This window comes from Cytobacillus massiliigabonensis (assembly GCF_900199725.1).
Lineage (GTDB): Bacteria > Bacillota > Bacilli > Bacillales > Cytobacillaceae > Cytobacillus > Cytobacillus massiliigabonensis.
On the sequence record NZ_LT904902.1, the window covers coordinates 466,659 to 481,850 of the forward strand.

The window sequence follows — 15,192 nt, forward strand, 5'->3', positions numbered from 1 at the left end:
CTTGTGACCTCGAGGGGCTAGGCGCTGGAGCTGGATATCTCTAAATGCGGAAGCGCCTTGATCAGCCCCGACAAGCACAAGACTAGCCTCCTTAAAAGGTGCTCTTTACCTTTTTGGGAGGATTGGCTTGTGACCTCGAGGGGCTAGGCGCTGGAGCTGGATGTATCATCTAAAAGTAAGAACTGCTCCATCACTAGCCCATCTGTTTGCCCTAAGTCCACGCCTAGCAATCTAGCTAATGTAGGACCGATATCAATGAGTCTCATATATGGGACCTCCACATTGGGACGAATCCCTTTCCCAGAGGCAAGAAAAAAAGTTGAATAATTCTCCTTTTCTGGCGAATAACCATGACATGCAAGCATATATTTATTATTTTTCCAGACATCTTCCTGCGTCACATGCTTTATATACTCGCCCTCATGAGCCTCAAGAAAGTAAAATCCATGCCGGGCCTCGACCATATAAGCACACTTAGAATCTGCCCCTTTCCTACCAGCCTCCTCTCCAGTTAAAATTCGTTCGATACCGTTGCTAGGATCGATTATCAATTCATCTAAAATCATTTTCACCGCTTCTTTTGTTTTGGTGTCATTTCTATTTTTTAAATAAATATATGCTGAGCCATCACAGCCATTGCAATAGGCCATCCAATCGGATATTTTCCCTTTAGAATCAACAGAAATTAGGTTCTTTTCCCGGAAAATCACATTTAGATGAACAGCTTTATTTTCATCCAATGCACTATGATCGCCAAGGATAACAATTGCTGTTTCCTCGTATTTGCCGCTTTCCTCGAGGGCATCCAATATACGTCCAAGTCTTTGATCATGCCGGTGAATGGCTTTTGTTGCCTCATCAGAAAACAAGCCATAATTATGTCGCATCGTATCTAGATCTGTAAAATGTGCGAGAAGTAAATTTGGTTCTTTCGTCAAAATTGTATGAACGGTTGATTCTAAAACAAAATCATCCAATTCTGGCTGGTTTAATCCATTCCGTATGGATCCAAAACGTTTATTAAGCTCCCATTGATAGGAGGGTGTTCCACTCATAAGCGAAACAAAAATTTGGTTTTGCCACGGCCGATTCGGAAATATTTCTGGCAAATTGTATTGAATACTCTTTGCTTTCCCTGTAACTGGCCATAAAAGTGCCGCTGTTGTTAGGTTGGCTTTGAACGCTTCATCGTATAAAGTCGTACCCTTAATTGCACTTCTAAACCAATTCCAATCAGGAGAAGCAACACCTGGCTGTAATACTGTATTATTAATCACTCCATGACGATTCGGGTAATTCCCGGTGACAATCGTTGCATGACATGGATATGTAACAGAAGGATAAATCGTTTCCACATTCTTTGAAAACGATCCTTTTTGAAATACCCGGTTGAAATTTGGCAGTGTATGTATAAGCGGGAAATCTAATGCAGATAAACAATCAAAAGAAATAACAATCATATTTTTAGTTAATGCAGTCAATATGAATAGCCTCCATTTGATAACTCTTACTATTTATTTTACCATTATATAGGAATGAGTTATATGTAAATATATTTTATTTATTATGAGTTTTTTGTAAATTTACAAGGTGCCAATTTATAAGTAAATAAGCTCCCCTCTTCAATCGAGGGGAGCTTATTTATTTTGTTCTATTTATACAATTTTCCTTCTTTTTAGCTCTGTCTTTAAATAACTTAAAAATTCATCCGCTTTTTTCTCGGGAGCATTCGTTAACAAACTAACTGCAATAAAGAGTATCGTAGAGATTCCTATTCCCCAAATACCTGAAGCAAGTCCAAACGGCTTTAATTTGGCAAATTCTAAAATAATCACCATAACACCACTAACAATTACACTAGTCATTACACCAGCAGCCGTCCCTCTTTTCCAAAAAAAGGCGCCAATTATGGCTGGAACTGCAACTAGTAAACCTGCTGAAGATGCGACTGATAGTACCGCAATTAAATTTACATTCATTTGAGCAAATAGATAGGCTAAAATGGCAATTATCGGTATTACAATTTTCCCAACAAGAAGCTGGCTTTTATCACTTGAATCCTTCTTAATATATCCGTATACATCCCTGGCAAATAAAGAGGATAATGTAAGTAAAATAGAATCAATCGTCGAGATTGCCGCTGCCATAATTCCAACCATCACAATTACCGCTAAAATCGGCGGAACTAAATCTGACGATAATATTTTTGGTGTGGCAAGGTCAGGATTAGCCAAATCTGGAAACATAACTGAAGCAGAGAATCCCCATACAACTGAAACGATCGTATAAACAAAACCAAATATTAAGAACCCCATTAGCATAGTGCGTAAGCTTTTCATCGATGCTGGCATAAATAACCTTTGGCTTACTTGCGGATTAGATAAACTAAAGAAAAACCAAGGAATCGTTAATCCTAAAAAGGTTAGAAAGCTAAAAAATCCGTTTCCTGGTACTGCTAAGGATTGTGGCTGGTTGGTCTCAAGCGTTTCGAAGAATGAACCAAAACCACCTAGTCCATTAATAATGAGAATAACAACTAAAGTTGCTGAAACAATCATGAATAGTGCTTGTAAGGAATCCGTCCAGGCAACTGATCGAATGCCGGCAATATAAGAAAAAACAATAGCAAGGACTGTTGCAATAATCACACCAGTAGTAAACGGAATTGCATTATTTGTCATCCCTTGCAAAAGATAGCCCACCCCAGCAAGCTGAACTGCACTATAAGGAATAAGGAACAGACAGCTGAATATGGAAACGACCATTGCAACCTTTTTATTATTATACCGATCACCTAACATTTCAGATGGTGTCACATACCCATATTTCTTCCCTACTAACCAAAATCTAGGACCAAAAAACGCGACTAATGATACACCCATAAAATAAATTATTTCGAAACCAAATGCTCCAACTCCGCCTTTATAAGTTAATCCCGCTAAACCAACTAGCATAAAGGCACTGTAAGTAGTTGCGCTATAGCTTAAGGCAGATACAAAGCCCCCTAGCTTGCGGTCTCCAAGAAAATAACTGACCATATTCGTTTGTTTTCCGCTTCTTGATAAATAAGCAACAAATAATGAAATAATGATATAAATAGCAATTGTCCACCAAACCATATTTGTACTCAAGATTACTCACCCCATTTCCTCGATATCAAATAATTAATGCCAATAATGGCTATAGCCAATCCCGTCCACAATAAAAAGCTTCCATACCATGCGGTTACATTTGTTAACAAAGTATATGGAAGGATATAACCTAGCAAAACAATCGCAAGAATTAATAATGCCCATTTCAACTCAGCAGATTTCACTTCATCACCCCCAGCTATATTAACGATAGCAAATCAACAAATTTATTATACATTAGAATACACACATGTAAAGACACTTGTTTCCTCAAAAAAAATAGCCCTAATTCCTTAACTAGGAATTAGAGCTGCTCTCATTTCTTATAAAAACGATTTATGCATGAACTGGAGCTAATTTAGCTGCAGAAGCTTTTACACGCTCCATGCCTTCTGATACAATTTCTTCCGCACGATTTGGGTATTGATTATGACCCTCAATAATTACTTCTTCAATTTCTTGAATGCCGAAAAGATTCATGATTTGTCTAATATAGTTTACACTCATTTCAAGTGGTGCCATTTGTGGTGTAGAGTAATCTCCCCCACGAGCATTTAAAATGATTACTTTTTTCTCTGGCACTAGTCCAACTGGACCATTTTCTGTATATTTGAAAGTCACACCTGCACGGTAAATATAATCGATGAATGTTTGCAGTGCTGCTGGGATTGTTTGATTCCATAATGGGAATGCAAATACAACTGTATCTGCTGCCATAAATGCATCCAATGCTTTTGCTGAAGCTGCAAGTATGCGCTGCTCGATATCATTTAATTCTGCACCTTGTGCAGTTTTTCCCATTGCATTGAAGAAGTCCTGACCGAAATATGGCATATCCTCAGCGAAAACATCAAATGTATTTAGTTCAATACCAGATGCTTTTCTAGCTTCCTCCATAAATACTTCGTACATTCTACTTGAAATGCCCTCTGATGCTGGACGATTATTAGCTTTTACTACTAATACGTTCATTATATACAAATCTCCTAACTATATTGAAAATTCATTTACCTCGAAATAAAATATGTTTAATTCAAGATATATAGATATACTACAATAATGATTCTAAATCGTCAACTGAAATGACTTTGTTTTTATTTATAAAAAAAAGTGAATCACTCATTAAGATTGATTCACTTTCCTTATTTTATCTACCGTTCCTTTTTCAAAAATAGCAAAATAATTAAAGGTGTGACTAAAACGATATATATAATCACAAAAATAATATCAAGCCAGAAGCCATTGTTTACAATAAATTCATTCCCCATATGTTCTATAACATGAAAAACTGGCGGGAATACCCAAAGAATCCATTTCAAAAATTCTGCCGCCTCAATCAATGACTTCGAGGCAAGCGAGCAAACTAATACAAATACAGCTGATAGCCATGCATACTTCTTTGTCGCAAAACTGGTTGCAGAAAAAAGTGTTCCGACCAAAACTCCAAACACGGCAAAAATAGTGTGGCAAAAAAAGGTTAACACATAATATGCCATCGTCATTCCTTCATTAAAACTTCCAGTGATGACTGGAAAGAAAACTGCAAATAGCATGAGCGGGATCATCAAAAGAAGCAAAGTATGCCACTTCCCACGCAAGTATTTCCGCTTACTTCCTAAATGTGCAATTAAAATATGCTTTTCACTTTCTTCCACCATCGAGAACATTGCCATTGCTATCCATGTCATCGTTAAATATAAAGCGATGGATGAGACTCCATAGCTGCTTAGTATTGGCACGTTTTTGTAAGCATATAATATAAATATCCAAGCCATATATAACACACATGGGGGTATAAACTTAAATGAACGGATAAAATTTAATAGCTCATAACGGACAAAAGCTGACAATTTCCTACCTCTTCTCTATTAACTCGACAATTGAGCAGCCTCTCTCTAAGAGCTTGGTCAGAACTTCATCCGAATGTTCACTTAATACCGTCATCTCAACTGTACGTTCTTCAATATAATGAGTATGAATACTAGGAATCTCTGAAGCTATTGTTTGATTTGGAACAATAGCTTTTATATATTTATATTTTTCTTTTATTTCCTTTTTAGCGTCTGCAATGATCCTGCCATTAGCAACTGTAATCACCCGATCTGCCAAAGCATCGATCAATAGTGACTCATGTGCTGTAAAGACGATTGTTAATCCTGAATTAAAAGAAGCTAACACGTTCAAAAGTCCTGCTTGTGCCGCTTCATCCAAGCCTGTTAGAGGCTCATCTAACAAAAGTATATCTGGATCCATAAGCAATGCTTGAATAATTCCCGCCTTTTGCTTTGTTCCCTTTGAACAATTTTTTAGAGGGGTATTCAAAAAATCTGTTATAGCGAATATTTCCGCATAGCTATGTATTCTCTTAATAAGCCCAGACTCCAATTTGCCGTTCATTTTACCCATTAATAGTAAATATTCCTGCATTTTAAAACGAATATTCTCCGGAAAATGCTCAGGCACATACCCAGTCTTACTCATTACCCTTTTTACTTGACCAGATGTATTTTCATAGATGCCACCAATTAATTTTAATAAACTGCTTTTTCCCGATCCATTATGACCGGTGATAGCGACCCTTTCCCCTTTTGAAATACAGAGAGAAATATCATGTAAGATACTTACACCATCAATCACTTTTCCTGCACAATTGGCTTCAAAGATAATCATTCACTTGCCTCTACTTTTTTCTTTATTTTACCATTAAAAAATGTAGTATTAAAATAAATCCTCCTGCTTATATATTGGAATCTTTTTGTAATAAGATGTATAATAAAGATTACATTAAAACCGATAGGATTAGTAAGAAATATAATTCGAATGACATTTAGGGGATGATTAAATGAAATTTCAAGATACACAAAGCATGGAAGAGCGTCTTGAGTTGATGAGTGAGCTTTCTAAAGTGTTCTTATCGAGAGCAGCAAAGATTGACGAAGAAGGAGCGTTCCCATTTCAAAATATTTCTGAGCTAAAAACAACTGGCTACACATCGTTAACTCTCCCAAAACGATATGGGGGCGAAGAGATTTCTCTATTCGATCTTGTTCGTTTTCAAGAATATATGGCTAGAGGAGATGGAGCAACGGCCTTATCCATCGGCTGGCATATGGGAATTATTCAGGACTTAGGAGAAAAAAACAGCTGGAATGAATATATATTTCAAATGCTGTGTGAAGATGTGAAAAATGGCGCGCTCATTAATAATTGTGCTTCAGAACCTCAAACCGGGAGTCCCACAAGAGGAGGAAAACCAACCACAACTGCCGTTAAACAAGACAGTTACTGGCTGATTAACGGACGAAAAACATTTACAACCTTGTCCCCTGTCCTCGATTATTTTAATGTAACAGCTTCTATCCCAGAAAGCGACGAGGTTGCCTATTTCTTAATTCCAAGATCATCACATGGCGTAGAGATTGAAGAAACATGGGACAGCATCGCAATGAAGGGAACAGGAAGTCATGATTTAGTATTAAATAATGTCAGGGTTAAAGAAGAGTACTTAGTTGAATATATGGAACTGGGGAAAAAAGGAGCTTCCGGATGGCTGCTTCATATTCCAGCATGTTATCTTGGAATTGCTCAAGCTGCAGCAAGCTATGCGATTGAATTTGCCAAGAGCTATTCCCCAAATAGTATCCAGGGAACAATTAGTGATCTTCCCAATGTTCAGCAAAAAATTGGAGAAATGGAATTAGAATTAATGAGAGCAAGACATTTTCTCTATTCGGTAGCTAAACAATGGGATCATTCAGCAAAGGATGAGCGGGCTCAAATGAATCCTGAGTTAGGTGCTGTTAAACTGTCCGTTACAAACAGCGCGATTACCATCGTCGACTTAGCGATGAGAATAGTCGGTGCGCGCAGTTTATCGGAGAAAAATCCGCTGCAGCGCTATTACAGAGATGTGCGTGCCGGACTCCATAATCCTCCGATGGATGACATGACGATCCTGCAGCTAGCGAGAAATGTAATTAATAGATGCGATGATTAAGCTTTAAGATACAAAAAAGCTGAAATTCCACTTGTATGGAGCTCCAGCTTTTTCTCCCCTATATTTCATTAAGGATCGATTTTTGAATTTTACGGATCACATCTCCCCTGCTGATTACACCTACCACCCTATTATTTTGGTTAACTACTGGGAGCTTCTTAAAATGATGCTTAGATAATAATGTAACCGCATGCTCAATTTCATCATCAGGAGAGACGGTAATTAGCCCTTTTGTTTTTGCAATTTTGATAATTTCCTTCTCTGTTAGATCTTTTAAACGGCTTTGTAGATTTTCCTCGCCCAAGTATTCCATATAAAAGATGAAATCATAGACACGCTGTTCGATTGGCTTTATTGATCTCAAGATATCCCCATCAGATACCATTCCTGCCAGTGTTCCATCCGTTTCGCAAATCGGCAAACCGCCAACTTTCTTTTCAACAAACAACGTCATCACTTCTTTAATACTATCCTTTGGATGAGCTTTAATTACATTTGTTATCATGAATTCTCTAACCTTCATGCTTCACACCCCATTGTTGGATGAATTAGTTTAAAATATGAATCATAGTTCAAGTATTTCATGCAAGGTTATTGAAGTCAAGATAAAATATGAACTCAAATTCATCTTTTATCTTCACTTTTACTTATATACAATTTCTCCATAATTTGTGGTGGAAAAACAAGGCGGCAAATAACCTTAGCCATTTCATCATATTCTAATGTACTTCCACTTTGTTTCGCTTTTTCAGGACTATTTTCAACCATCAATATGATTGTCCATGCAACAGTATCTAAATCCAGATCTCCCCATGTAAGACCCTCATCTTTGGCACTTTTTAATCCATTATATATTCTCCTATGCAAACTCTTTCTTGCTTCTAGCATGACCTCTGATAGCTCTGGATCTTTTGGCAATAACTCTGGAAGAACTCGATGAATGCCAATTGCTTCTAAGGAATTATTGTAGTTTTCCAAAAGGGATGCAAGCAATTGTTCTGGATTCCGGTGCATCCAATTAGGTACGGGCGGCATTAGCTTTTCCATTTTATCTTCCAATAATGCTAATAACAGCTGCCTTTTATCTGAAAAATAGCGATAAAAAGTCCCAGTTGCTACCCCAGCATAGGATGCAATATCTTTTGCAGTTGTTTGCTCATACCCTTTTTCTATAAATAGACTTCTCCCGCTTTCAAGAAGAGCCAATCTTTTTTGCTGTGCACGTATTTGTTTTGGTATAGAAGGAAATGCCCCGACTAGATGCCTTTCATCTCTTTCAGCCATCAAAATCACCTCTTTCCTATCATATCATATATGAAACATGAACTAAGGTTCACTTTAAAATTGACAGACAATTAGTCACATGTAATAATTGAACCAAAGTTCATGTTTTTTCAATTATCATAGATTTCCGATCTCAAATTAGATAGGGGAATGTTGAAAATGTCCACAAGTAAAATAGCTAACGAAGGGGATCAAGTTCGTTTTAAACGGAACAATCATTCGATTAATGGAGAAGTGATTAAGGTGAAAGAATCGAGTGTAATTGTACAAATTAGCCCTTCAGATGCAGAACAAATCAAAATTGATACACTCTATACCGTTGTGTCTCATCGGAATTATAAGCTATTGAATACAAACAAGCATTTGTCATTTTCAGACTCAGTAGAGAATTTGTGAACGCAGGAAGAATATATACCTTTAAATGCTTAAACGAAAGACCCAATTTCTCAATAATAACCATGAGAAATTGGGTCTCGGCCAGAAATAAATCTATTTATTAGTTTATCGATTTTTTTAAGATCCAAAGTGCCTCATCAGATGCGTTTATTGGAATGGAGCAATTAGGTGCAAGTATAAATGGATGATCATTCATTATTTTTAAGGCACTTGATGCTTGCTCTTGTATCTTTTTAATGTCATTTGATGCAAATAAGGTGTGATCAATCCCGCCGACTTTTGTTACATTCAATCCTCCTTCTAAGGAAAGGTTCCCTTCAGCCTCTGTATCCCAACTAATTCCATCTATCCGATAATCATTAAATCTTTCTGGATGTGCATGTTTTCCACATGTGTGAAGAATAACTTTCCTTCGACTAGCAGCATCTAAGACAATAGAATCATATGGTCTCGAAAATTCATTAAACGATGATTCATCGAACAACTCTGGATGTGCTGTTCCTGTAACAGCATAGAAAACCCCATCGATTCCAGCATTGTAAAGTCCCTCTATGTAGTCCGCAAGTGTCAAAGAAATCGCATGTAATGCATGATGAACTCCTGCTCGATTTTCAATAAACAGATCGTTGAGAGACAATGGTTTATCACTGCCATACACAGTTTCATTAATATAAGGCGACCTGCCTGCTAAGAATAATAGTATTGTTAAGGGAGAAAATACTGTTTGGACAAGTGGAGTATCAGGCAGCCCTTCCCGTATTTGTTTGCATGCATATAATTGCTCGATTAATGGAAATGAGGAAACAGCTTTTATTGATGTAATTTTCCAAAGGTCTTCTGGCTTTTTAATCGAAGCATGTGTTTGTTTAGGGAATACATTTCGATAATCTTGGAAATTATATTCATTTCCCCAAACCTCGCTATAATATGTCGCTCGCGGATTAATCTTAACCCAATCCCAGTCATACTTCTTTGTAAAAGAGATCGTAGCTTTTGCAAAATCCTCCGCTTCTTGCTCCCTTTCAATAAAATGCATCCAACCGCTTACAATCGGACGATCAGCCTTCTCCCCAGATAAAATTGCCTCAAAACGATTTTTACAATTCCAATGACCCATCTATAACTTCCTCCCATTCACAAACAGCTAAATATAATAAGTAAAGTCCTCTGGCAATACCCTCTTTAAAAACCTTCTCGTTCGTTCTTCCTTTGGATGGACGAAAATATCCTTTGGAGAGCCCTCTTCTACAACAACTCCTTCATCCATAAAGATCACTCGGTTAGCTACATCTTTTGCAAAAGTCATTTCATGTGTAACAACTAACATCGTTGTTCCCTCATTTGCTATATTCTTCATTACTGTTAATACCTCGCCAACTAACTCGGGATCAAGTGCAGAAGTTGGTTCATCAAAAAGAATGATATCGGGATTAATCGCCACCGCCCTTGCAATGCCAACTCTCTGCTGCTGTCCTCCTGATAGCTCAATAGGATAGGCATTGTATTTATCCGACAAACCTACTTTATCTAAAGCATTTTTACCAAGCGTATCCGCTTCCGCTTTTGGCATTTTTCTCCCAATAATCAGTCCCTCAGTTACATTTTCTAACGCTGTTTTATTATTAAATAGATTGTAATTTTGAAAGACGAAGGCTGTCTTCTTTCTTACTAATTGGATTTGCCTCTTGGATGCTGATTTCAAGTTTAGTTCTATCCCGTCAAAAACTGCTTGCCCCTGGTCTGCTTTTTCAAGAAAGTTGATGCATCTAAGCAACGTTGTTTTCCCTGAACCGCTTGGTCCAAGTATGACGACAACATCACCTTTATCTATTCTTAGGTCTACATCTTTTAAAATTTTATTTTCACCAAATGATTTATGGATATTTTTAATTTCCAGCATCCTGACCACCTCCTGATTCAATTTCAGACATTTACTGCCTTATACTTTATTAACCGTTTTTCATAACGCTTGAATGCATATTCTACTAAGCTGCACAAAATTAAATAGACTAAAAAAATATCGATATAGGCTTCAACATAATTGTAGCCCACATTGGCAGCCACTTTTGCTTTTAAAGTAATTTCTTGCAGGGACATGGCATAGCCTAAAGAGGTTGCTTTTATCAAATTAACGGTTGCAGTGCAAATGTTTGGCAATGCGACAACTAATGTCTGAGGGATAATAATCCTTCTAAAGGCTTGCACATTTGTTAAGCCAACTGACTGTGCAGCTTCCAGCTGTCCTTTACTCACAGTATTTATTGCCGAACGAAACACTTCAATTAAGATCGCCGTCGTATTAAAGGAAAAAACGATGAATGCGTACCAAATCGGATGTACATCGTAAACATTCATTTCGAAGTTATATTTAGTAAATATCGAATCTAGCAATAAAGGGATACTGCTATATACAATAAAAATTTGAACAATAATTGGCGTTCCTCTTACAAAAGAAACGTATATTTGTGCAAATCGATGCAATACCGGAATTCGATTGATTCTTGTTAAAGCAAGTATAAAGCCTAACGGGAGAGCAACCAGTAAAGCTACTATTGTGATGATTAATGCGATTGGCACCCCTGATAATGCAACAAAAAATGTATCAACCAAAAATTTATAATCAAGACCTTCAGACACGTTTACACCACCTTACAACACTTTCAATGATTGTTTTCCTTTACTAAATACCCTTTCTAATTTTAAAAAGAATTGCTCAATCGCAATGGAAAGGACCCAGTAAATGATAGATAGTGCTAGAAAAATTTCTAACGCATGAGCATTGTAGTTACTTGCAATAATAAGATTAGCCTTCCCTACTATATCAATTAACCCGATTGTATAAGCTAAAGCGCCTTCCTGAAGAAGTGCCAGCAAGCTATTTCCAAAGTTAGGAAGTGCAACAACGAATGCCTGAGGAAAAATAATTCTCCTGTAAGCTTGGATATTGCTTAAACCTGCACTGACAGCCGCTTCAAATTGCCCTTTATCAATTGATTCATATGCTGAGCGAATGACCTCGGACATTAGCGCACCAAATTGAAGTGAAAAAGTAACAATGACAAAAATAGCTTTGTCAATGTTATTTAGGTTCATGCCAAAATTATTGCCAATGGCTGGGATCCCATAATAAACTAAGAACAGGAGAACAATGGAAGGTGTACATCTTAATATAGTTATATAACCATTGGCAAAGTTTCTAGCAATCTTACTTTTTCCTAATTTGGCAGCTGCTAAGACAAATCCTATGATTGTACCAAATAAAACAGATAAACACGCAACCATGAATGTCACCTTTAAAAAGGGAAGCAACATTGGTATAGATTGAAGAATATAAGCTGCATCAAAATACTTTTCCATAATTCCTCCCTATCCGCTTTTTTCTTAGCTCCATTACTATCTATTTACTTTATCCAATACCTCAAATAAATCTCTTCCATAAAATTCAACGCTAAATTCATTTGTCTTCTTTTCCTCCTTCAGCTGCTTTACAGCTTCATCGTAGGCATCTGAAAATTCCTGCTCCTTTTTATTGAATAGCGGCCAAGTTTTAATCACAGCGAACTCATTATATACAACATCATTTTTCAAATGATGGTATGGACCATCATCAGCAGTTACTTGTTTTTCAAAAGGTCCTTCAATCATTACTCCTCCGTCTACACGGCCTTCATTGACCCATTGAACAACATCAACTGAAAATTCATCACCTGCTTTTAGCTTTACCTTATTATTTGGATTAGCTATGTTATATTCATCAATAATCGTATATTGAGCGTTATTTGCAGCGATTGGAGCTAGTGTGAATCCAGCTGAGGCAAAGTCTGCCAAACTTTTAATATTCTCATTTTCTTTTTTTAGTACGAGACCGGCACTGCTTAACCCTATGAATTCTTTTGGATATATAAATTTCTCCGTTCTTTCTTGCGTCCAGAATGCATTCTTTACTCCAACCTGATATTTACCTTGTTCCACACCTATCAATAGGTCATCACTTGACGTTCCAACATACTCGAATGCATACTCCGGGAGTAGTTCATCCACCATTTTCATTACTTCCACATCATATCCAGTTGGATTCCCATTTTCATCTATCCATGACATCGGTTTTGATGCTTGGTCATAGGCAACTTTCACTTTTCTGACGTCAGACTGATTATCAGATGATCCTCCAGACTCTGTACTAGAATTTGAAGCTGATCCACATCCTGCCAATATCATTGCAAATGCAAATCCTGTTACAAAAGTTTTTAAAACTATTTTCATTATTTTCACCCTTTCATAATAAATACCCATAAAACACAGTTGTTTAATCGGAATAATATAAATAAGATATTAACATTCTCTAAATTTTCCGTCAATTACTTTTCTGAAAAATATTATCAATAAAAAACGACACCCTTTTCAGAGTATCGTTTCTATTTTATTTGAATGACAGCCTCGTTTAGGCATGTTTCTTCCGGTGGATTTCCTTTTTTTGCAATGGCATAAATCGATGGGCTCAAAGTTGCAAGTGTAACAATAAAAATGAGTGAAATGTATAACTTTTTCAATTGCTTATTCTCCTTTGCCTATATTTTTTCCAATTTAGTATTCGCACAAGCTATTTTCTTATACAAAAAAAAATCATGCAGGGTTTATCCATCAGGATGCTCTACATGAAATAGCTACAGTTCATTTTTATTTAATCCGATACGTATTCCTTCCAGCTCTTTTTGCTTCATATAGTGCAATATCAGCCGTCTTTAGTATACTTGATTCCGTTGTATATTTATCAGATACAATGGCAATGCCCATACTAGTTGTAATTTTAAACTCATGATCATGAATGTTCCAAGGCTTATCCATGGTTCTTCGAATTTCCTCTGCCATTGCCGCTACATCATTTTCTGACTGTCTATTGGGTAAAAGGACAGTGAATTCATCCCCGCCAAGTCGTGAAACCATTTCATCATCTTGAAGACATTTACTAACCCTCTTGCTAAATTCTACTAGAACTTCATCACCAATATCATGACCCATTTCGTCATTTATACTTTTAAAATGATCAATATCCATTATGATGACAGAAAATCCTTTTTTATTTTTCCGTAACTCACTTAATGTATGTGTTAGTTTTTCTTTGAATAGGCGGCGATTCGGCAAATTGGTTAATGAATCATGAAAGGCAATATGTTTCAGCTTCATTTCGTATTCTTTTTGCAGGTGAATGTCTCTTGTCACACACACCATATGTATGAATTGGCTTTTACTGTCAAATACAGGGGTTCCACTTAGTTCACACCAAATCCAGCCTTTTGTTTTGTGTTTGTTCAGCACTTGCAGCTTCCATGATTTTTCACTTTTTATAGATAGTAACACCGATTCCCACAATTGATCCTTATGTTCTAAATGAATATTATGAAAAAAATATTTTCCTAAGTATTCTTCTTTATTAAAACCTAGCACAGTCTTATATGAGGGTGATACGTAAATAATCTTTCCCTTTTCATCAAGCATTGTTATTAAATCTTGCGAGTTTTCTGCAATAATTCTAAAACGCTGTTCACTTTCCTGATACATTTTTAAAATCATTAATTGTTCGGTAACATCTTTTAAAATCCAATAGATGCCAACCACATCACCATTAACGATTGTCGGTGTGAATTTTGCAATTACTTCTACACGGTTGCCAGATTTATTTGTAATAGCAATATTGATATGCTGATTTTTCCCTTCGACTGCACGATTAAAACTATCCATTGTTGTATTTATATGTTCAACAGCAACCAGAGAAATAAAATTAGAATCGATTAGGCTATTTGCATCATAGCCAGTCACATCTTGTACAGCAGCATTGCCTTTTATGATCTCACCATTCCTATTAATTGAAAAAATAGCATCTTCATTAAATTCATACAAGGAACGATAGCGCTGTTTGCTTTCAAGAAGACTGTCCCAATAGCTTTTTAATTCAAATTCACCCCATTTTTTCTCTGTTACGTCATGAACAAGTGCAACGATATGTGTACATTTGTTTGATTCATCGAAAAGAGGAGATAGTGTTATTTCTGAGTAATACATTTCACCTAAAAGAGAAGTGTTTGAGTCTTCATATGTTACACTTTCAAGGCTAATAACAACTTTTTTATATTGTTCAATTAAAAAATCCGCTCTTTCAGCAGTATATACATCTTGTATTGATTGTCCGATTACATTTCTAGTAAGTCCTGTTTTCTCCATAGCCGCACGGTTCATATAAACATAGACAAATTCCAAGTCATTAATAACCTTCACGATGAAGACACTTTCTTTAATCCCTTCCATTAAGACACTATTTAATAAATCCCCTTTGATTTCAAACATTAATCATCACCCTTCTTAATCTTCTTCTACTAAAATATTTTA

Annotated in this window: 17 protein-coding genes; 2 read left to right on the plus strand and 15 right to left on the minus strand. The window is 36.4% G+C overall.

Annotation, left to right across the window (positions count from 1 at the left end; translation table 11 throughout):
- Window positions 1–143: 143 nt before the first annotated feature.
- From C1726_RS02695 to C1726_RS02720, 6 genes are all read right to left on the minus strand, one after another.
- Entirely contained in the window at window positions 144–1,481 is a 1,338-nt protein-coding gene (locus tag C1726_RS02695) for an alkaline phosphatase family protein (protein ID WP_407642006.1), read from the minus strand.
- Window positions 1,482–1,655: 174 nt separating this feature from the next.
- Complete coding sequence (locus C1726_RS02700; protein WP_102271751.1) at window positions 1,656–3,131, minus strand: sodium:solute symporter family protein; 1,476 nt, start codon at window positions 3,129–3,131, stop codon at window positions 1,656–1,658.
- 2 nt (window positions 3,132–3,133) lie between these two features.
- Window positions 3,134–3,316, minus strand: coding sequence for a hypothetical protein (locus C1726_RS02705; RefSeq protein WP_102271752.1), 183 nt, complete (start codon window positions 3,314–3,316; stop codon window positions 3,134–3,136).
- Window positions 3,317–3,467: 151 nt separating this feature from the next.
- Complete coding sequence (locus C1726_RS02710) at window positions 3,468–4,103, minus strand: FMN-dependent NADH-azoreductase (RefSeq protein ID WP_180968078.1); 636 nt, start codon at window positions 4,101–4,103, stop codon at window positions 3,468–3,470.
- A gap of 179 nt (window positions 4,104–4,282) precedes the next feature.
- Window positions 4,283–4,981 (minus strand): hypothetical protein, encoded by a 699-nt coding sequence (locus C1726_RS02715; RefSeq protein WP_102271753.1) that lies wholly within the window; start codon window positions 4,979–4,981, stop codon window positions 4,283–4,285.
- Window positions 4,982–4,985: 4 nt separating this feature from the next.
- Window positions 4,986–5,801: an ATP-binding cassette domain-containing protein gene (locus C1726_RS02720; RefSeq protein ID WP_102271754.1), complete on the minus strand. Its 816-nt coding sequence runs from the start codon at window positions 5,799–5,801 to the stop codon at window positions 4,986–4,988.
- Between the two features lie 172 nt (window positions 5,802–5,973).
- Here C1726_RS02720 and C1726_RS02725 point away from each other — a divergent pair, with 172 nt between their 5' ends.
- Window positions 5,974–7,128: an acyl-CoA dehydrogenase family protein gene (locus tag C1726_RS02725; protein WP_102271755.1), complete on the plus strand. Its 1,155-nt coding sequence runs from the start codon at window positions 5,974–5,976 to the stop codon at window positions 7,126–7,128.
- 58 nt (window positions 7,129–7,186) lie between these two features.
- On the opposite strand, the gene C1726_RS02730 is transcribed toward C1726_RS02725, so the two are convergent.
- Window positions 7,187–7,651 carry a CBS domain-containing protein gene (locus C1726_RS02730; protein ID WP_102271756.1) on the minus strand — a complete coding sequence of 155 codons (465 nt, stop codon included), beginning with the start codon at window positions 7,649–7,651 and terminating at the stop codon, window positions 7,187–7,189.
- Between the two features lie 101 nt (window positions 7,652–7,752).
- On the minus strand, window positions 7,753–8,412 hold the full coding sequence (locus C1726_RS02735; protein ID WP_102271757.1) for a TetR/AcrR family transcriptional regulator: 660 nt from the start codon (window positions 8,410–8,412) through the stop codon (window positions 7,753–7,755).
- Window positions 8,413–8,571: 159 nt separating this feature from the next.
- On the opposite strand from C1726_RS02735, the gene C1726_RS02740 reads away from it, so the two are divergent.
- Window positions 8,572–8,808 carry a DUF2187 family protein gene (locus C1726_RS02740; protein ID WP_180968079.1) on the plus strand — a complete coding sequence of 79 codons (237 nt, stop codon included), beginning with the start codon at window positions 8,572–8,574 and terminating at the stop codon, window positions 8,806–8,808.
- A gap of 100 nt (window positions 8,809–8,908) precedes the next feature.
- Here C1726_RS02740 and C1726_RS02745 read toward each other — a convergent pair whose 3' ends face one another.
- From C1726_RS02745 to C1726_RS02770, 7 genes are all read right to left on the minus strand, one after another.
- Entirely contained in the window at window positions 8,909–9,925 is a 1,017-nt protein-coding gene (locus C1726_RS02745) for a uroporphyrinogen decarboxylase family protein (protein WP_102271759.1), read from the minus strand.
- A gap of 27 nt (window positions 9,926–9,952) precedes the next feature.
- Window positions 9,953–10,708 (minus strand): amino acid ABC transporter ATP-binding protein, encoded by a 756-nt coding sequence (locus tag C1726_RS02750; RefSeq protein WP_102271760.1) that lies wholly within the window; start codon window positions 10,706–10,708, stop codon window positions 9,953–9,955.
- A 23-nt stretch (window positions 10,709–10,731) separates the two neighbouring features.
- Window positions 10,732–11,445 (minus strand): amino acid ABC transporter permease, encoded by a 714-nt coding sequence (locus tag C1726_RS02755; RefSeq protein ID WP_102271761.1) that lies wholly within the window; start codon window positions 11,443–11,445, stop codon window positions 10,732–10,734.
- Between the two features lie 12 nt (window positions 11,446–11,457).
- On the minus strand, window positions 11,458–12,165 hold the full coding sequence (locus tag C1726_RS02760) for an amino acid ABC transporter permease (RefSeq protein WP_102271762.1): 708 nt from the start codon (window positions 12,163–12,165) through the stop codon (window positions 11,458–11,460).
- A 36-nt stretch (window positions 12,166–12,201) separates the two neighbouring features.
- Complete coding sequence (locus C1726_RS02765) at window positions 12,202–13,071, minus strand: transporter substrate-binding domain-containing protein (protein ID WP_102271763.1); 870 nt, start codon at window positions 13,069–13,071, stop codon at window positions 12,202–12,204.
- Between the two features lie 152 nt (window positions 13,072–13,223).
- Complete coding sequence (locus tag C1726_RS26725) at window positions 13,224–13,358, minus strand: hypothetical protein (protein ID WP_268876994.1); 135 nt, start codon at window positions 13,356–13,358, stop codon at window positions 13,224–13,226.
- Between the two features lie 127 nt (window positions 13,359–13,485).
- The gene (locus C1726_RS02770) at window positions 13,486–15,150 is read right to left on the minus strand and encodes a sensor domain-containing protein (protein WP_102271764.1); all 1,665 of its coding nucleotides are present in this window, start codon (window positions 15,148–15,150) and stop codon (window positions 13,486–13,488) included.
- Between the last annotated feature and the right edge of the window lie 42 nt (window positions 15,151–15,192).